Annotated in this window: 17 protein-coding genes; 1 reads left to right on the forward strand and 16 read right to left on the reverse strand. The window is 44.6% G+C overall.

Going from position 1 to position 18,064, the window contains the following annotated elements; all coding sequences use genetic code 11:
• Nucleotides 1-427 precede the first annotated feature (427 nt).
• The 16 genes from glmM to purR form a co-directional block, all read right to left on the reverse strand.
• Nucleotides 428-1,774: a phosphoglucosamine mutase gene (gene glmM / locus DWB64_RS04330; RefSeq protein ID WP_129486974.1), complete on the reverse strand. Its 1,347-nt coding sequence runs from the start codon at nt 1,772-1,774 to the stop codon at nt 428-430.
• Between the two features lie 424 nt (nt 1,775-2,198).
• Nucleotides 2,199-2,741, reverse strand: a complete 543-nt coding sequence (locus DWB64_RS04335) for a 2-oxoacid:acceptor oxidoreductase family protein (RefSeq protein WP_129486975.1) — start codon at nt 2,739-2,741, stop codon at nt 2,199-2,201.
• Nucleotide 2,742: 1 nt separating this feature from the next.
• Complete coding sequence (locus DWB64_RS04340) at nt 2,743-3,489, reverse strand: thiamine pyrophosphate-dependent enzyme (RefSeq protein ID WP_129486976.1); 747 nt, start codon at nt 3,487-3,489, stop codon at nt 2,743-2,745.
• The gene (locus DWB64_RS04345; RefSeq protein WP_129486977.1) at nt 3,489-4,550 is read right to left on the reverse strand and encodes a 3-methyl-2-oxobutanoate dehydrogenase subunit VorB; all 1,062 of its coding nucleotides are present in this window, start codon (nt 4,548-4,550) and stop codon (nt 3,489-3,491) included. Before DWB64_RS04345 ends, DWB64_RS04340 begins: the two co-directional genes overlap by 1 nt.
• 15 nt (nt 4,551-4,565) lie before the next feature.
• Nucleotides 4,566-4,781 carry a 4Fe-4S binding protein gene (locus tag DWB64_RS04350; protein ID WP_129486978.1) on the reverse strand — a complete coding sequence of 72 codons (216 nt, stop codon included), beginning with the start codon at nt 4,779-4,781 and terminating at the stop codon, nt 4,566-4,568.
• A 48-nt stretch (nt 4,782-4,829) separates the two neighbouring features.
• The gene (locus DWB64_RS04355; RefSeq protein WP_129486979.1) at nt 4,830-5,507 is read right to left on the reverse strand and encodes an ATP-binding protein; all 678 of its coding nucleotides are present in this window, start codon (nt 5,505-5,507) and stop codon (nt 4,830-4,832) included.
• A 101-nt stretch (nt 5,508-5,608) separates the two neighbouring features.
• Nucleotides 5,609-6,682 (reverse strand): butyrate kinase, encoded by a 1,074-nt coding sequence (gene buk, locus DWB64_RS04360; protein WP_348983823.1) that lies wholly within the window; start codon nt 6,680-6,682, stop codon nt 5,609-5,611.
• 14 nt (nt 6,683-6,696) lie between these two features.
• Entirely contained in the window at nt 6,697-7,599 is a 903-nt protein-coding gene (locus DWB64_RS04365; RefSeq protein ID WP_129486981.1) for a phosphate butyryltransferase, read from the reverse strand.
• On the reverse strand, nt 7,596-8,681 hold the full coding sequence (gene buk / locus DWB64_RS04370; protein WP_129486982.1) for a butyrate kinase: 1,086 nt from the start codon (nt 8,679-8,681) through the stop codon (nt 7,596-7,598). Before buk (DWB64_RS04370) ends, DWB64_RS04365 begins: the two co-directional genes overlap by 4 nt.
• A 192-nt stretch (nt 8,682-8,873) precedes the next feature.
• Nucleotides 8,874-10,583, reverse strand: a complete 1,710-nt coding sequence (locus tag DWB64_RS04375) for a sigma-54-dependent Fis family transcriptional regulator (RefSeq protein WP_129486983.1) — start codon at nt 10,581-10,583, stop codon at nt 8,874-8,876.
• Nucleotides 10,584-10,599: 16 nt separating this feature from the next.
• Complete coding sequence (locus DWB64_RS04380) at nt 10,600-11,847, reverse strand: YbbR-like domain-containing protein (RefSeq protein WP_129486984.1); 1,248 nt, start codon at nt 11,845-11,847, stop codon at nt 10,600-10,602.
• A complete protein-coding gene (cdaA, locus tag DWB64_RS04385; protein ID WP_243118952.1) occupies nt 11,831-12,655 on the reverse strand; it encodes a diadenylate cyclase CdaA in 825 nt (274 codons plus the stop codon). The genes DWB64_RS04380 and cdaA overlap by 17 nt, the downstream gene beginning before the upstream one ends.
• 160 nt (nt 12,656-12,815) lie before the next feature.
• Nucleotides 12,816-13,766 carry a ribose-phosphate pyrophosphokinase gene (locus tag DWB64_RS04390; protein WP_129486985.1) on the reverse strand — a complete coding sequence of 317 codons (951 nt, stop codon included), beginning with the start codon at nt 13,764-13,766 and terminating at the stop codon, nt 12,816-12,818.
• 44 nt (nt 13,767-13,810) lie between these two features.
• Nucleotides 13,811-15,034 carry a DapH/DapD/GlmU-related protein gene (locus DWB64_RS04395; protein ID WP_243118945.1) on the reverse strand — a complete coding sequence of 408 codons (1,224 nt, stop codon included), beginning with the start codon at nt 15,032-15,034 and terminating at the stop codon, nt 13,811-13,813.
• Nucleotides 15,035-15,196: 162 nt separating this feature from the next.
• Entirely contained in the window at nt 15,197-15,493 is a 297-nt protein-coding gene (spoVG, locus tag DWB64_RS04400; RefSeq protein ID WP_129486987.1) for a septation regulator SpoVG, read from the reverse strand.
• Between the two features lie 139 nt (nt 15,494-15,632).
• On the reverse strand, nt 15,633-16,466 hold the full coding sequence (purR, locus tag DWB64_RS04405; RefSeq protein WP_129486988.1) for a pur operon repressor: 834 nt from the start codon (nt 16,464-16,466) through the stop codon (nt 15,633-15,635).
• Between the two features lie 201 nt (nt 16,467-16,667).
• On the opposite strand from purR, the gene murC reads away from it, so the two are divergent.
• Entirely contained in the window at nt 16,668-18,035 is a 1,368-nt protein-coding gene (gene murC / locus DWB64_RS04410; protein WP_129486989.1) for a UDP-N-acetylmuramate--L-alanine ligase, read from the forward strand.
• The last annotated feature ends 29 nt before the right edge of the window (nt 18,036-18,064 follow it).

An 18,064-nucleotide genomic window follows, 5' to 3' on the forward strand; every position in this document is an offset into this window, starting at 1 on the left:
CGATGGATAATAAAAAAGCCTTCAGCAGGCTGAAGGCATTAAAAAAAGCGGCACAATATGCCACTTTACACACGCAAAAATGCGCACGAAGAAACTTTGCTTAAGTTGTCTCAGCTAACCTAGGTATTGTCTCTGTGATTGCTCACAGGTTTTGACCTGTCGTTAACGGCACTGAGTTGCCGCAGGGTACCCGCCGAACTTTCGATAAACCCTGTCCTCGTCCCCCACTGTACATATTATCTATCATCACTATCTGACAAATAACTCATAACCAGTGGATCTGGCGCTTGAAATGAAATTGTAAGTTTCTTGTATTTTCTCACCTCCTGTTTTGACAGTATACCATAAGTAGGCCGACCAAAACCAAAATTCATAAAAAATTCATCAAAAAGTAATGTAGGAGCGTAAAACGCCCCTAGTAGCCACTCTATTTGTAAACATCCTCGATCACTTTGATAAGCGTGTCGCAGTGCTGTCTGATCACTTCAAGATTAGATCCTTCGAGCATGACCCTGACAAGCGGTTCTGTACCAGACGCTCTGATCAGCAGTCTGCCATCGTTGCCTAAGGCCTTTTCCACCGCGTCGATCTCCGTTTTTATTTCAGGACGGTCCAGGATCTTATGTTTTTCGTCATTTGGCACATGCGTGTTTTTCATTATCTGAGGATACACTGTCATGATGCTGGCAAGCTCAGACATTTTCTTGCCGCTTTCCTTAAGTACCGTCGCAAGATGCAGCGCCGACAAGAGGCCGTCACCAGTGGTGTTGTATTCAAGCATGATCACATGCCCGGACTGTTCGCCGCCGATAGAGTATCCGCCTTCTTTCATCGCTTCAAGCACGTATCTGTCGCCCACTTGTGTTTTAACCGATTTCAGATTCACCGATTCAAGCGCCTTGTCAAAGCCCATATTGCTCATGACTGTCGACACTACGGTATCATGCTTGAGCTTACCCTGACCAGCAAGCGCCTTTGCGATGATGACCATGATCTTGTCGCCGTCTACCTCTTCGCCGTTCTCATCGACTGCAAGCATACGGTCGGCATCGCCGTCAAAGGCAAGACCAAGATCCGCTCCGACTTCTTTTGTCAGCCTAGCCACTTTATCAAGATGCGTCGAACCGCAGTCCTTGTTGATGTTAAGCCCGTCCGGATGGTTGTTGATCACGACGACTTCAGCGCCAAGTTCCCTTAAGGTGCTCGGTGCCACTTCAAAGCTCGCCCCGTTAGCGCAGTCCATCGCTATCTTAAGACCTGTCAGGTCTCCTGTGACGGTTTCTTTCACTTTTGTCGCATAGACATGATTGGCCTCAAAATGGTGGATACGTCTACCGACCTTGGTGCCGCCGATTTCTTGCTCGTACTCGATGGCTCCGCTGATAAGACCTTCGATCTCATCTTCTTGCTCGTCAGTAAGTTTGAATCCGTTACCGCTGAAAAACTTGATTCCATTGAACTCCACAGGATTGTGGCTCGCAGAAATCATCACACCGGCATCCGCATTGTAGTGCTTGATCAGATGCGGTATAGCAGGCGTCGGTGTAACCCCGACAAGATATGCGTCGCAACCGGCCGACATGATCCCCGCCATCAGGGACGCTTCAAGCATATAACCCGATACGCGCGTGTCTTTACCGATAACGATACGAGCGCCCTTCTTGCCTTTTGACAACACATACGCGCCGTATTTTCCTAATTTAAAAGCTAGCTCCGAAGTCAGTTCCACGTTAGCAACGCCCCTAACCCCGTCAGTACCAAATAATCTACTCATTGATAACTCCCTATTCTAATCGATTGATATTATACTTCCAGTTGTAACATTCATCCTTCTAATTATAACGTTTATCCCACCATTTTAAAAGCGCAGAAAATTTGGTCGTTTGGTAACCGTCAGAAGTAGCTATTCTTTATGTCCTTGTACGGGTAGGCTTTATGTCTACCCACCCTTAAAACAGTTTTTAGCATTTATTCAATTCGTGTCTCAGTGCCCTCAGAAAGCGCAGCGTCTCACCATAGTGGACATTTGAAATACTGACAAGCGTCTGATGCTATCTTAGATATGCGACTAAAGCCTTGCAACAAAAAATTCTCCGTGTGGTTTTCAAATTAAAAGCTCTTCCCCCTCACCAAACACCCCATCCCCGCCAATCAAAAAGAACAGCCGAAATCGGCTGTTCCTTTATTTGCTGCGAATTTTATGAAACGAGCGCAGCTCCTCGTGTGAGGGCTTCTTCATTCATTGGTAGCAAGTGAGCTTTAGAAGGACCGAACACTTTTTTAAGTGCTTCGATGATCGTTTCTTGCTTTACCGCACCAGTTAGTTTGATGTAGGCGCCAAGCATTACCATGTTGGCAACTTTTGCGTTACCTAGTTCAAGCGCAACTTCGTTTGCTGGAATGTAGTAAGCTGTAACATCGTCACGTGATGTCTTTTGTTCGATGAGCGAACTGTTGATCAGTAGCGATCCTCCAGTTTGAACATCGGTTTCGAACTTTGTAAGTGAAGGCAAGTTCATCACGATAGCGCATGTCGCGTTGTTCGTGATTACTGGAGAGCCGATAAGGCTTTCGCTTACGATTACGTTACAGTTGGCAGTACCGCCACGCATCTCAGGGCCGTATGAAGGCAACCAAGACACTTGCTTTCCTTCGATCATGCCAGCGTATGTCAAAAGCTGACCCATCGACATGATACCTTGTCCACCGAATCCGGACATGATTACTTTTTCATTTAGCATATTACTTTTCCTCCCCTGGTGTTCTGAAGTTGCCTAGTGGATAGTAAGGAATCATGTTCTCTTCTAACCATTTTAGCGAGTCAACAGGGTTAATACCCCAGTTTGTCGGGCAAGTAGAAAGTACTTCTACCATTGAGAAGCCTTTGCCATCAAGCTGATATTGGAAAGCATTTTTGATCGCTTTTTTCGCTTTTCTGATCGCTGCAGGACTGTGAACCGATACACGCTCGATGTAAGCCGCGCCTGGAACTGTCGCAAGCATTTCAGACATTCTAAGAGGCATTCCCATGCCTTCAACCGTACGACCAGCTTGAGCAGTTGTCGCCTTTTGACCGATTAGAGTCGTTGGAGCCATTTGACCGCCTGTCATACCGTAGATCGCATTGTTTACAAAGATCGTAGTGATGTTCTCTGATCTGTGCGCAACGTGTACGATTTCAGCAGTACCGATTGAAGCCAAGTCGCCATCACCTTGGTACGTGAATACGACATTGTTTGGTTTTACTCTTTTGATACCTGTTGCAACTGCAGGAGCTCTACCGTGAGCGGCTTCGTGCATGTCGCAGTTGAAGTAATCGTAAGCAAGAACCGAGCAACCAACTGGAGCTACACCGATTGTATCGCCAAGGACATCAAGTTCTACAAGTACTTCTGCAACTAATTTATGGATAACACCGTGTGTACAGCCAGGGCAGTAATGCGTTTGAACATTTACTAAACCTTCTGATCTTTCATATACCATAGCCATTATTTTGCACCTCCAACCATACTTCTAAGTTTTTCTTCAATCGCTTCTGGAGTTGGAATCATACCACCCGAACGACCGTAGAAGTCTACTGGTAAACGGCCTTCGTTTACGATTCTGATATCATCGATCATTTGACCCATACTCATTTCAACACAAAGAATTGATTTTGCTGTCTCAGGATACTCAGCAAATGCTTTCTGTGGGAAAGGCCATAATGTGATCGGACGAATAAGACCGACTTCGATGCCTTCTTCTTTAAGTGCAACAATCGCATTTTTAACGATTCTTGATGTCGTACCGTATGCTACACAAACAACTTCCGCTTTTTCCATGTTGAACGTTTCAAAGCGTTGCTCGTTTTCTTTCATTGTCGCGTATTTAGCAGTAAGACGAATATTGTGGTCTTCAAGCTGCTCTGGCTTCAAGAAAAGTGAGTTGATGATATTCGGTTTTCTTTCGCCTTTTGTTCCTGTAGTCGCCCAAGGTTGCGCAGGCAAGTCCATTTTAGGTGCTGGTCTGAACTCGATCGGTTCCATCATCTGACCGATCATACCGTCACCAACTACCATTACAGGGTTTCTGTAGTAATCCGCTTTATCGAATGACTCTTGAACAAGGTCAACCATTTCTTGCAGGTTACCTGGAGCATAAACAAGCAGTTTGTAGTCGCCGTTACCGCCGCCACGAGTAGACTGGTTGTAGTCCGATTGTGCCGGTTGGATACCGCCAAGACCAGGACCGCCACGAACGATGTTGACGATGACACATGGAAGCTCAGCGCCTGCGATATACGAGATACCTTCTTGCTTAAGCGCGATTCCAGGTGATGAAGATGAAGTCATCGTACGGACACCACATCCTGCAGCACCGTAAACCATGTTGATTGCAGCGACTTCTGATTCGGCTTGAACGAATACTCCGCCGTTTTTAGGCATTTCTCTTGACATATATTCAGGAATTTCATTTTGCGGTGTTATCGGGTAACCGAAGAACGCTTTACAGCCTGCTCTAATCGCAGCTTCACTAATTGCTTCGTTACCTTTCATCAATACTTTAGACATATTAGGCCTCCCCCACTAAAATCTTTCAACTGTGATAACAGAATCTGGACACATGATCGCACAGTTACCACAACCGATGCATTTATCCATCTCTACAACTGTAGCTGGATGATATCCTTTTGCATTAATATTTTTAGTATCCATTGTGATGATTTTTACCGGGCACGCCGTTGTGCACAGTTCACATCCTTTACAGATGTTTTGATCGAATGTTACTTTGCCTTTTGCCACGCTAATTACCTCCTAAACGTTATTGGTCACGTTTTCATTTATCAAAAGCTACATCCATGCGTCACGCATGTACATGTTTATGCTGAGCAGTTCCCCTTCTACTTGACTAGGGAGCACTTCAGCAACACTAGGAATCGCAGATGTATATACAATTGGAATCTCTAGTTTTTTTGCAGCTTGTTGAATCACTTGTTGTCCATGCATCACATGGTCGACTGTCGTTTCACGGAGCATGTGTGTGTTGTTGATGATGCCTGTCACTTTCACTCCGACTGTCGACTCTATCGCTTTGATATGCATGATGATCCCATCCACGCTTTGCGTTTCAGGCCTGCTGCAGTTGACCACTGCGAACATATCGTAGTCGCCTTCCACAAGGTATTTTTTGTATCTAGCCATCACTCTCGCTCCGGCAGCATCACCACCGACATCGAGAACCACATTGTAATCCTTGTTCTGTAGCGGACCGAGAATGCCTGGGTCCATGGAAGGCAGATCGAAATTGACGCCATTTCCCATGATACTCGATATGACAGTCACCCCTGCCTCTTCCATGATTTCATGCCGTTCTCTGGATCTGAAGTAGGGATTGACCACATCAAGATCTGCGATCGCTACCTTCTTATCGCTTTGTTTAGCTAGTTTAATCGCGTAATTTACAGAAAACTCTGTTTTACCGCTACCGTAATGTCCAATTATCACTCTGATTCTTGCATCGTTAATCATTTTAAGCCCTGCTTTCTATTCTACGTCAAGGTGTATCATTACGTTGTTATCGTAGAAAACACTACCAACAATTTGCCGATACATTCATACTCGCTAATGAACTAGCAGTAAACCTTAGCCTCTTCTTCACCCTTAAGCACGCGAAGTCCCCCAAGAGCAAGTGCTGACATCTCATCCTCACCTGGGTAGATGATCACTTTGCCTAAGAATTCGATATGTTCCTTGATCCAACCTGTAAGCACTTGACCATATGCTAGTCCGCCAGTCAGGATAATCGCATCGATGTCGCCTTTTAAGACTGCTGCGCACATGCCGATTTCCTTAGCTACCTGATACGCCATCGCCTCAAAGACAACTTTTGCGTTCTCGTCGCCGGCTTCGATCATTTTGATCACGTCTCTACCGTCATTTGTATTCAGGTAAGCGACAAGACCGCCTTGACCTTTGATCAGCTTTTTGATTTCGCCATGCGTGTATTTTCCTGAGAAGCAAAGTTTAGCAAGATCGCCAACCGGTAATCCACCGGAACGCTCAGGTGAAAACGGACCGTCACCATCAAGTGCGTTGTTGACATCTACCACTTTACCTTTTCTATGGGCACCCACTGAAACACCGCCACCCAAATGAGCTACAATAAAGTTGCACTCAGTATAGGCTTTGCCCATCTCGTCAGCCGCACGTCTTGCAACAGCCTTTTGGTTAAGTGCGTGGAAGATAGACTTTCTTTCAATTTCAGGCATTCCAGAAATTCTTGCGACATCTTGCATCTCGTCTACTACAACAGGGTCGACGATGAATGCAGGGATATTTAGGTTTGATGCGATCTCATTGGCAATGATGCCGCCTAGGTTTGATGCATGTTCACCTAGAACGCCAACTTTTAAGTCCTCGATCATTTCAGGAGTTACTCTATAGGTACCGCCGGCGATTGGCTTTAATAGACCGCCTCTACCGACTACAGCGTTTAATTTTGTCAAATTGATTCCCGCTTCGTTTAACGCGTCGAGAATCACTTGCTCTCTAAAATCATATTGGTCGAAAATCTTGTCGAATGCGTTGATTTCTTCTGTCTGATGTCTCAAAGTCGTTTCGAACACTTCTTTATCGTTGTCGTAAATCGCGATTTTTGTAGATGTCGAACCTGGATTTATCGCTAATATTCTAAAAGTTTCCATCATCTAGTACCCCTTTACTTAGCTGCCATCAATACGCCAAGAGCGATTGAATTTAATTTTGCATCGTCTGAATCCGCACGTGAAGTTAAAATTACAGGTGCTTTCGCTCCAACAATCACACCCGCACTTCTGGCATCTGTCAAGAAGCCAAGCGTCTTGTAAAGGATGTTTCCACCTTCAATGTTAGGAGCAAGTAGGATATCGCAGTCTCCTGCCGCCGGGTGGTCGATTTTCTTAAGCTTAGCCGCTTCTTTAGAAACTGCATTGTCAAGAGCGAATGGACCGCCTACCACACAACCTGTCAGTTCGCCTCGTTCGTTCATCGCAACAAGTTCACCCGCATCGACGGTCGCCGGCATTTTAGGATTCACTTTTTCTTTTGCACAGATCACGCCGACGTTCGGCACCTCGATGTCAAGGGCGTATGCCACTTGAAGTGAGTTTTCTATGATCTGCTTCTTAGCTTGCAAGTCAGGGGCGATATTCATCGCAGCGTCTGTAACTAAAAGTAGCTTATGGTATTTAGGCACATCGAAAAGTGCTACGTGAGAAAGAACATTGCCTGTTCTTAAACCGACTTCCTTATTGAGCACCGCTTTTAAAATCACAGCTGTATCTACAAGACCTTTCATCACCATCTGCGCTTTGCCTGATGATACAAGCTCAACTGCTTTAAGCGATGCATCAGCCATATCTGCGATATCGATGATCTCATACTCGCTAAGATCCACTCCGACTTCGCTGGCGCGTGCTTCGATTTCTGTCTTGTCACCTACAAGAATCGCTTTTACGATCCCTTGCGCTCTCGCACCGTCAACAGCCTTAAGAACATCACTGTCCTGAGCCACTGCTACTGCCACTGTTTTAGGTCCACGTTCTCTTGCGACTTTTAGCAAATCATCAAATGATGTAATCATGCTTTAACCTCATTTTCATATATCTTAACAGGATCTTCACCTGTTACCGTTCTTAAGTAACCTTCATTTAACGCTGTCATTTCATCTTCGCCCGGCTTAACGATCACAGGCGCCATGAAACCGACATGTTCTTTAATATAGTCAGTCAGGTACTTCGAGTAAGCGACTCCACCAGTGAGTACGATCGCATCGATATCGCCTTTAAGAACAGTGGCCATCGCCCCGATCTCTTTTGCGATCTGATATCCCATCGCCTCAAAGATAAGCTTCGCATTCTCATCTCCATTTTCAATCATCTTAAGGACTTCTCTCGCGTCATTCGTTCCAAGATATGCCACAAGACCGCCTTTACCTCTTAATTTAGGCTTTAGCATGTTCATCGTGTATTCTCCCGAATAGCACATTCTGACGATGTCGCCAACCGGTAATCCACCTGCGCGCTCTGGCGAGAAAGGACCCATTTCATTGGCATTGTTCGCATCGATCATCTTACCCTTTTTGACAGGAACCACAGAAATCCCGCCACCCAAGTGAGCGACAACCATGTTCAACGTTTCAAAAGGTCGCCCTAAATCGCTTGCGACATTGTGTGAAATCGCACGTACATTAAGTGCGTGTAACAATGATTTTCTCTCTATATCCGGCATACCAGATACTCTGGCTACCGGTTCGAACTCATCCACCGCCACAGGGTCTACGATATAAGCCTCTACACCTTCAACATCTGCGATAGAACGAGCGATGATTCCGCCTAAGTTTGAAGCGTGCTCGCCTTGAACTCCGATTTCCAAATCTTTGATCAGTGCCGGTGTTACTTTGTAAGTACCCGATGGCATAGGCTTCAATAATCCACCCCTACCAACTACGGCTTTTAGTGAAGTAGTCGGATAACCTTCTTCCGCCATCCACTCTAAAATCATGTCTCTTCGATAAGCATATTGGTCTGTAATTTTATCAAACTTATCGAGTTCCTCAGTTGAATGACTCAAATTCTTTTCTACCACCAAGTCAAGGTCTTTGAACAACGCCACTTTTGACGATGTCGAACCAGGATTGATGACAAGTACGTATTCTCTTGACATAGAAACACCTCCAGTATTCTTAACACCCCTATATAATGCAATTAGCATGCCAAAATAATAACAATCAGACAATAGCACTGTTGTGGGGTTCAAGTACCCCCTTATGAAAACGTTTTTCAGTTAGAGCACAACATGCGCAACATGATGCATGCAAAATAATGCACATAAAAATAACGTGCAATTACTTGCACGTTACATGAGTTTATATTTTTCCATCTTGTAATAGAGACTCCTAATGGAAATCCCAAGTTTTTTTGCTGCTTCCGTTCTATTTCCACCGTTTGCCTGAAGCACCTTCGCAAGGTAGGCGGCTTCTGACTGACCTAGATAGTCGGATAATGAAACCACGTCGAACTCGTCGACATTGCTTTCGGGTTCATAGATCACTGCACGTTTTTGGTCGTTGAAGAGCGGTAGATGTTGTGTGTTGATTCGCGTTTCTGTGATGCGCATCTGTATCATCGTTCTTCCGATGTAGTTTTCGAGTTCCCTGATATTCCCCGGCCATTTGTAAGCCCCAAGCGCGCAGATCACCTCATCAGAAACCGTCTGAATACTTCTGCCGAATTCCTGGTTGAACCTGAGCACTATACCGTCCACCAGTGATTTTAAGTCTTCGATACGGTCCCTCAGCGGGGGAATGACAATGGGAATGACATTGAGCCGATAGTAAAGGTCTTCTCTAAAACTTCCGGTCTTCACCGCTTTTTCAAGATCGACATGTGTAGCAGAGATCACCCTTACATCCACCTGAATGGGTTTTGTAGCACCCACCCTTACGATTTCGCGTTCCTGAAGCACCCGAAGGAGCTTCACCTGCGTACTGATGCTGATTTCGCCTATTTCATCAAGAAAGATGGTTCCTCCAGAGGCGCGTTCGAACAGTCCCATCCGCCCACCTTTGCTCGCACCGGTGAATGCTCCTTCTTCGTAACCGAAAAGTTCGCTTTCGAGTATGCTTTCACTGATCGCGGCACAGTTGACACGAACAAATTGCGCGTTTTTTCTGTTGGATGCGTTGTGGATGGCGTGAGCGAATAACTCCTTACCAGTACCACTTTCTCCGCGAAGGATCACCGTCGCAGGTGTAAGCGCGGCAATCTTCGCCTTTTCGATGGCATCCTTCATTTTTAAGCTTTCACCCAAAATATCATCGAAGGTATATTTGGCCTCAAGGTTTCTTATGATCTGCTTGGCCTGAGCCAGTTCCTTATTAAGTCTTCGCATCTCTGTGATATCGTGGAGTACGGCGACGGAACCTTTGATTTGACCGTCGACAAGTATGGGCGCCGCTGATGTCACAATGTCCTTTTTTGTTTTTCCAGACCTTACGACCACATTGTCAACCGGTCGTCCTGTTTTTAGCACCTGTCCGTGAACACTGTCCCCTTCTAGAAGGTCGACCGTGTAATCCTTGCCGATCACTTCCTCGGCTGTGTAGCCGGTGATCTGAGTATAGGCAGGGTTGATCAGAATATGGATGCCCTCCTGGTTCACAACGCTTATCGCATCCTGCGTGGCATTGAATACGGCCGCCATCGTCATTTGAATTTCTTTCAGGTTGGTGATCTCCTCAGCAAGCTGAACCATCTCCGATATATCCCTAAAGATCGCAACAGCTCCGATCAGAGTCCCTTTGTCCATCAGGGGCAACCTGCTTGTGATGATTTCGATGTCCCCAAGGACCTGCCTTTGATTAAGTTCAGGAGTTCCGGTGAGCACCACATCCATGAGCCTTGAGTTTTCGATGACATCTCCTACGAATCTGCCTATTACGTCATTGGCAGACATTTTAGTCAGTCGTTCGGCCGCATGGTTGAACAAGGTAATCGCACCATGGACATCGATGGCTATCATCGCGTCATGGGTGGAATCCAATATTTTTTGTAGGGCTTTTTCCATGAAAAATCTCCTATAGTTATTCTGTTGATTCTGTAATCAGAACGTTGACTTGGCGATCCTCCACTGGAAGCAACCACTCGACATCCGCATCCACCACAAGTGTGACGGGTAGGATGTATTCACCTGGTGCTTTTTCGGATAGTTCGATCAGCAGCTTGATGTCCTCAAGTTCGATCTGATTGATTTGACTCTCCACGCCGCTAAGGACGATTTCCAAAAGTTGTGGATCGGTTATGACGACCTCTGTGTTCTCAGCCTGGTTCAACCAAGTGATTTGATCGCTTGTCGGGCTAAAAGCTCGTTCAACAACTGCTTCGATTTCGAGGTTCAGCACGTGAACCGACTCAACCGATTCAGTCACACCCGCAGGCAGTGACAAAATCACTTCCTCCGCTTTTGACTCCGTGCGGTCCTTAAGGCTAATCGGTTCGATGGTCACACCATCGAGCTGATCGATCACTTCGGTGATTCCAACCAGGGTCACAAGCTGATTATCCAGTGCCGCACTGATCAGCTTATATCCGAGCGGCAGTTCATCTACGATAAGCGGTACGATCCTCACCGTTTTTTCTTCCATGATGTTGGCAATAAGTTTGGTTTCTTTAGAGGACAGAGTCACTTTATTGACCACTTCATCGTTCTCATCAAGCGGCACCAGCGTCGACACCCACTCGAACGTCGAACGGGCTTCAGTTAAATCGATATGGGCGACCACATGCGTCACCTTGTCGACAAATCGCCTAGGACCGGATACCACCACATCTTTTGGCACTGAACTGACTCCACCAAAAATATATGGCGCTTCTACACTTCCCTTTTGAACGATTTCTATTGGCATCTCCTTGTCGGTCAAACCGTCAAAGCTCAGCTCGATAATCGATTTCTCTATGGATTCAATCGAGATGTCATCGTTTAGCAAGGTCACCATGATGGAGAATTTTCCTTCTCCCTCAGTCGCCCTGTATAGATCGACAGTGATGCGTATATCATCCTGCGTCATCGCAAGCACTTCCTTACGCCTGCCTTTTACTTTCACATCGATCGCACGCGTGTAGTCACCGAAAATTTCTAGCTGCTCATCCGCAAGCTGCTCGATACCTAAGAAGTCAATCGGCACCCGATTGAAGGTTTTAATGATTTCAGGGTTCTCGATATCCATCACAAAAATCCAGAAGACGATTGCAAATAGTAAGGAGATTAGTTTCTGTGTCGTATTTTTAGTTAAATTGAACCGATCCCAAATATCCTTAAATATGTTCTTCACGTTTCACCCTCCCTGTCAACCAGCTGAAAGGAGATTCTTTTTTGGCTACTTTGAACTTCGAGCGCAAGATACTCGTCAGCGAATTCTTATCGATGAATCTCGAGAGCTTGCCATCCATCGCAAGGGAGATGACACCTGTTTCTTCTGATACGACAATCACCATCGCATCGCTTCTTTCCACTAGACCAAGGGCCGCACGATGTCTTGTTCCAAGATCGTTGCTTAGCGTGGTGGAATGGGTGAGCGGCAACAGGCAAGAAGCCGCAGTGATTCTATTCTTCTTGATGACGATCGCTCCGTCATGCAGCGGGGCATTGTGGAAAAAGATATTTTTGATAATTTCCGCAGTGATGAAAGCATCGATTTTGACACCGGTGTGCACCACCTCGTTAAGTCCCGTTTCACGTTCAATCGCAATGATCGCACCTGTTTTGGTACTTGCAAGACTTACGACAGCCTCGACGATCTCGCTTAACATCTGGTCCATCTCCTCTTCCATGATATCCGAGATGGATTTTCTAAGAAACTTGCTCCGCCCGATGTACTCAAGGGCGCGTCTAAGCTCCGGCTGAAATACGATAATGAGGGCCACCAGCCCTAATGTCATCATATTCTTGATTAAGAAATTGACCATTCTAAGCTCTGCCCACTCCGAAAGCTTCCAGACTATCAAAATTACAATTAGACCTTTAATCAGCTGTTCCGCCCTCGTTTCCTTCACGAGCATCAAGAACTTATAAAACAAAAATGCAATGATTAAAATATCTAACAGGTCATTGATTGTAACACTCATAAAATTGCTGATCACCTGTTCCAAGACTCATCACTCCCTCTATTGAAATCGTGTAAAACGACATTAGCTACAAGATATTGTCATAAGATTATTTTAACATACACATCTAGTGGACGATAGCATATTGTGCAAAGATTTGCATAAAAAAGACAGTCCTGATGGACTGTCTTGGGTGTTAATCGAATAAGCGACTTACCGAATCGTTATTGAAGATTCTTCTAATCGATTCTGCAAATACCGGTGCTACAGATAGGTGTTTCATGTTATCTGACAACTGATCTTGAGGAAGATAGATCGTATCAAGACAAACCAGCTTCTTAATCACTGAATTGTTGATTCTCTCAAGAGCAGGTCCTGACAGGATACCATGCGTGCAACAAGCATATACGTCTTTAGCACCTAGGTCCTGAAGCGCTTTTGCACCGTTGCAGATCGTACCAGCCGTGTCGATCATATCGTCGATAAGAATAACATTCTTACCCTTGATATCGCCGATGATGTTCATCACCTCAGAAACATTCGCCTCTGGACGACGTTTATCGATGATTGCGATCGGAGCGTTCAGATGTGTTGCAAAATCTCTGGAACGTGTAACGCTGCCAAGGTCAGGTGAAACGACTACCAAATCTTCGATATTCAAGTTTTTAAAGTAGTTGGCAAGAATCGGTCCGCCGATCAAATGATCGACAGGTATGTTGAAATATCCTTGTATCTGCGCAGCATGAAGGTCCATTGTAAGGATGCGGTCAGCACCGGCAGCCGTTATCAAATCCGCCAAAAGTTTTGCCGAAATCGGATCACGTGCTTTTGCCTTACGGTCTTGCCTTGCGTATCCATAATACGGAATAACCGCCGTGATTCTTCCTGCAGACGCTCTTTTAAGCGCATCGATCATGATTAACAGTTCCATCAAGTAACGATTGACAAGCGGTGGACTGACTGGCTGTATGATAAACACATCACAACCACGAACCGTTTCGCCGATGTTTACAGAAATCTCACCATCTGAAAATGCAGAAACCGTAGCATCACCTAACGGAATCCCCAACTCCTTACAGATTTTTTCTGCCAATGGTTTGTTGGCATTTCCAGAAAAGAGTTTAATCTTCTTACCTTTGCTGTGCATGTACATCCTCCTCAACACTTAGCGAATTCATCGCCACAACGAAATTATTTCTCCCTTTTGTTTAAAACCCAATCCTTCTTCTGAACCTGTCTTCCTCTAGCGATAGCTAAGCTATACTTATCGACATCATCTGTAATTGTCGACCCTGCAGCGACGTAGGCGCCTTCTCTTATTGTAACAGGAGCTATGAGGTTTGAACCGGATCCGACGAAAGCATCGTCTTCCACTGTTGTCTTGAACTTATTTTTGCCGTCATAATTCGCAAAAATAACTCCACAACCGATATTCACGCGTTTACCTACATGACCATCGCCAATATAACTAAGATGGGATACTTTCGCACCGTCATCAATACGTGCATTTTTTACTTCGACAAAATCGCCGATCTTTACGCCTTTTCCGATATCCGATTTCGGTCTCAGATAAGCATAGGGTCCAATCGTCGATTCATCATCCACTTTCGATGAGATCAAAGTGGAATCCTTGATTTTCACTCCGTTGCCGATCTGGCAGTCCTCGATCCGCACAGCCGGTCCGATTTCACAACCTTCTCCGATGACTGTCTTACCTTTTATAATCGACCCTGGATAAATGACACTGTCACTACCCACGACCACATCCGTATCGATCCAAGTCGAACTCGGGTCAACGACCAAGGTGCCCATCTCGAGGAGCGATTCTATTTTTTCTTGATTATAGGAATAGATGATTTGCTGAAGCGCCTTCATTGAGCTTGCTTCTTCTACATCTTCGGGTTCTAACTCATACATAAGGTGATCATTGAATAGTCGCATCAACGCCTTTTGAATATCTTTCAAAATCTCATCGCTGCTAAAGACTTCATAGGCTTCACTCACGATGGTCTTTAAGTGTTCGCTGGACATGGCGATCGCAAGAGGTCTACCATCAAGCATATAGGTCACATGCTCTTTATCCAAATGATCCGCCCGTTCACTGATATCGCTGATCAGCTGTCTGTTTATAAACGAAATCTTAGATTCGGTGATGATGACGGGCTCATGCGAAACCTTGTCCCAGTCAAAATCATCAATCAGATAATGCTCGCCTAAAAGTTCATGCCCAAGCAGTTCATCCGTAACCGCTTTTGGAGCGCTTGAGAAGATCACAACAGGATTGTTCGCAGCTTCATTGAGTTTAGCGACTTTTCTAATTAAGAGCGCCTGACCTAAAATCGGTTGAATATCTCGATGTTTTTTCGATCCTTTTAAATACTGGTTCTTCCCTGAAAATACGATCCATTTACTCATTAAGCTCTCCTTTGCTATCCTTATACTAACATCTGTCATTATAACATGTACGTATTAAATCTCAACCCACCAGTCAAGTTATTAAGCAATATTAAAACGTACATAAGGAAACCCACAACAAAATTGAAGTGGGCGTTTCATCTTCCTATTCGGTTACCACTTTTAAAAGGTGGCTACTTCAGCGTAGTTTCCATCAACAAACAGATCTTTTTGCTTTTCGTATGCGTCAAAAATAACATTTTGTAGGATCAATCTCGCATCACTGTTGATCGGATGTGCGATATCCCTATAATCCGCTTCCCCAACTTTGCGGCTTGGCATAGCAACGAATAATCCATTTTGTCCCTCAATGATCTTGATATCATGAATCACAAACATGTCATCGAGCGTAACCGAAACTACTGCTTTCATTTTTCCATCATTCTTAATTTTACGTACTCTAACATCTGTCACATTCATCGATTTACTCCCTACCTTCCATTCTGTCAGAAAATTTAAAAAATGAGCTCTGAGTTCATTTTACCTTAATTTTTTATCCTCTGCCAGTATTTAAGTAAAAATTTTAGAAATTTTTCCAATTGTGGAAGTATCGCCTTAATTACAGTTCCAGTTTGAGTGATTCCACCACCTCAAGATTAGGTGAAATATCGATGTTCTCAGGCGAAACATGTTTCAAATGCAATAAGGCATGGTAGTTCGTAAGCAATTTCTCTTTTGGTGTGCTTGACTCAAGAAGTACGCCGATACCCACCACGTTTGATTCAAACTCCTTCACCAAGTCGACCATTCCTTTAGCGGTTCCGCCGCCCTTCATGAAATCATCGATGATCAACACATTCGACTTTGCCTTGATCGCACGTTTAGGAGCGAACATCGTACCCAGCTTTTGCGAAGAACCAGAAACGTAGTTGATGCTCACCGTCGGACCGTCAGTCACTTTGTTGTCTTTTCTTACAATCACGAGCGGCACATTAAGATAATTGGCAGTCATAAACGCCATGGGTATACCTTTTGTCTCGATGGTAACCACATAATCCACATCATGACTCGAAAAAGCTTCTGCGAATATTTCTGCGACGCCTTTGATGAGTTCTGGATTATAAAGAAGGTCTGCAATATACAGGAACCCACCAGGAATAATTCTCTCCGGCCGCTTGATTTCGTCACACAGCCTGGTCAGAATCTCCATTTTATAACTCGACTCCACTCTAGGAATATATTTGACACCACCCGCTGCGCCAGGAATCGTAACGACCCTTCCCAAACGATTCTTATCCATAATCGATTTTACGATAGCGATATCTTCACTGATACTCGACTTGGCCGCCTCAAACATATCTGTGAAATGCTTAAAGGCGATCACCTTATTTGGATGCTCACTCAAAACCTTGACTATCAAACCAATTCTTTCGTTTCTTTTGATTTTACTCATAATGCCACCCATCTTTATCGTTAATTCCGAATTATTTTAAGTTCTGTAATCATTTTATTCGTATTCTTCGCTTAAATCAAGCATTTGAAAGATTATTACTCGCTTCCTACCATTAGCTATATGAAAATAGAGCACTTTTTGATATAATGCAATACGTATACTGTGTCACCTTAGACACTTTTTGAGAGGAATTTAATTAACATGAAATCATTATTAACAGCTGAACGTGTTCATTTCATAGGTATTGGCGGCATTTCAATGAGCGCTATCGCACACATCTTTATCGAAAAAGGAATCAAAGTAACCGGTTCTGATGCCAAGGCTTCTCCAGCCACCTTAAAATTGGAAGAAGCAGGCGCGACAATTTATATCGGTCACAGTTCCGATAACATCACCGACCAAGATGCTGTGGTATATACCGGGGCGATCTCAGATGACAATCCGGAGTTCGCAAAAGCACAATCGCTTGAAATCCCAACTTATAGAAGAACTCAAGCCATCGATGCGATTATGGAATCGTTTGAAGTCTCGCTTGCGGTCACCGGCACACATGGTAAGACAACGATAACCTCCATGCTTGCGATGATTCTTGAAGAAACTCCACAGGATGCCAGCTACCTTGTCGGAGCCAAGCTTCCGCATACCCACAAGGCATACAAGCTTTCTCCCTCAACACATATCGCTGTTGAAGCCTGTGAATATAAGGCTAGTTTTTTAGATCTTCACCCTACCACCATCATCGTCAACAATATCGAAGAGGAACATCTGGATTACTATGATGATTTGGACCATATCATAAGAACCTATCAGGAGTTTGCGACTCATTTGAAGCCTAAGAACTACCTGATACTCAATCATGATGATTTCAATACGAGAAGACTAATCAAAGATTGCAACTGCAATTTTGTGACGTACGGAATCAACGAGAGCTCCACATTCGAGGCAAGACAGATCACCTTTGACATGCATGGATACCCAAGCTTTGAAGTATTCTATGAAGATGAGAAGCTCATGGAGCTGACACTCAAGGTATGCGGTAAGTTTAATGTCTACAACGCTCTTGGTGCCATTTCAGCAGCTTACGTGAACGGAATCTCGATAGAAAGCATACAATCCGCGCTCTCAAAATTTTCTAATGCCGAGCGTAGATTCGAGATACTCGGTACCTATAAAGGCGCCACTCTTATTTCTGATTACGCACATCACCCTTCAGAAGTGAAAGTTACCGTTCAGGCTGCTAAGAACTTCGACAACAAGGAGATTTGTGTCGTATTCCAACCGCACACTTACTCACGCGTCAAGAGTCTGCTTCTTGAAATGTCAAGCGCCTTTAAGGATGTCAACCATCTCTATATCACAGATATCTACGCCGCAAGAGAAGCAAACACCTATAACATCCATTCACAGGATCTGGTGGATCTGATTATTGAAGAAGGTCAGAACGCCACCTATATCAAAGAACTAAAGGATGTAATCCCGCATTTGGATACTATCGCAAAGGACAACATGCTCATCATCATGATGGGAGCAGGCGATATCGACCAGTTCGCTCGAACCATTGTAGATTAATAAAACCGCTGATTACTCGTAATCAGCGG

The sequence above is a fragment of the Fusibacter sp. A1 genome, assembly GCF_004125825.1.
In the GTDB taxonomy this organism is placed as follows: domain Bacteria; phylum Bacillota; class Clostridia; order Peptostreptococcales; family Acidaminobacteraceae; genus QQWI01.

Excerpts from the sequence above, each read along its gene's own strand:
- glmM (WP_129486974.1), bottom strand. The coding sequence starts at position 1,774 with ATGAGTAGATTATTTGGTACTGACGGGGTTAGGGGCGTTGCTAACGTG.
- DWB64_RS04335 (WP_129486975.1), bottom strand. The coding sequence starts at position 2,741 with ATGCTAAATGAAAAAGTAATCATGTCCGGATTCGGTGGACAAGGTATC.
- DWB64_RS04340 (WP_129486976.1), bottom strand. The coding sequence starts at position 3,489 with ATGGCTATGGTATATGAAAGATCAGAAGGTTTAGTAAATGTTCAAACG.
- DWB64_RS04345 (WP_129486977.1), bottom strand. The coding sequence starts at position 4,550 with ATGTCTAAAGTATTGATGAAAGGTAACGAAGCAATTAGTGAAGCTGCG.
- DWB64_RS04355 (WP_129486979.1), bottom strand. The coding sequence starts at position 5,507 with ATGATTAACGATGCAAGAATCAGAGTGATAATTGGACATTACGGTAGC.
- buk (WP_348983823.1), bottom strand. The coding sequence starts at position 6,682 with ATGGAAACTTTTAGAATATTAGCGATAAATCCAGGTTCGACATCTACA.
- DWB64_RS04365 (WP_129486981.1), bottom strand. The coding sequence starts at position 7,599 with ATGATTACATCATTTGATGATTTGCTAAAAGTCGCAAGAGAACGTGGA.
- buk (WP_129486982.1), bottom strand. The coding sequence starts at position 8,681 with ATGTCAAGAGAATACGTACTTGTCATCAATCCTGGTTCGACATCGTCA.
- DWB64_RS04375 (WP_129486983.1), bottom strand. The coding sequence starts at position 10,583 with ATGGAAAAAGCCCTACAAAAAATATTGGATTCCACCCATGACGCGATG.
- DWB64_RS04390 (WP_129486985.1), bottom strand. The coding sequence starts at position 13,766 with ATGCACAGCAAAGGTAAGAAGATTAAACTCTTTTCTGGAAATGCCAAC.
- DWB64_RS04395 (WP_243118945.1), bottom strand. The coding sequence starts at position 15,034 with ATGAGTAAATGGATCGTATTTTCAGGGAAGAACCAGTATTTAAAAGGA.
- spoVG (WP_129486987.1), bottom strand. The coding sequence starts at position 15,493 with ATGAATGTGACAGATGTTAGAGTACGTAAAATTAAGAATGATGGAAAA.
- purR (WP_129486988.1), bottom strand. The coding sequence starts at position 16,466 with ATGAGTAAAATCAAAAGAAACGAAAGAATTGGTTTGATAGTCAAGGTT.
- murC (WP_129486989.1), top strand. The coding sequence starts at position 16,668 with ATGAAATCATTATTAACAGCTGAACGTGTTCATTTCATAGGTATTGGC.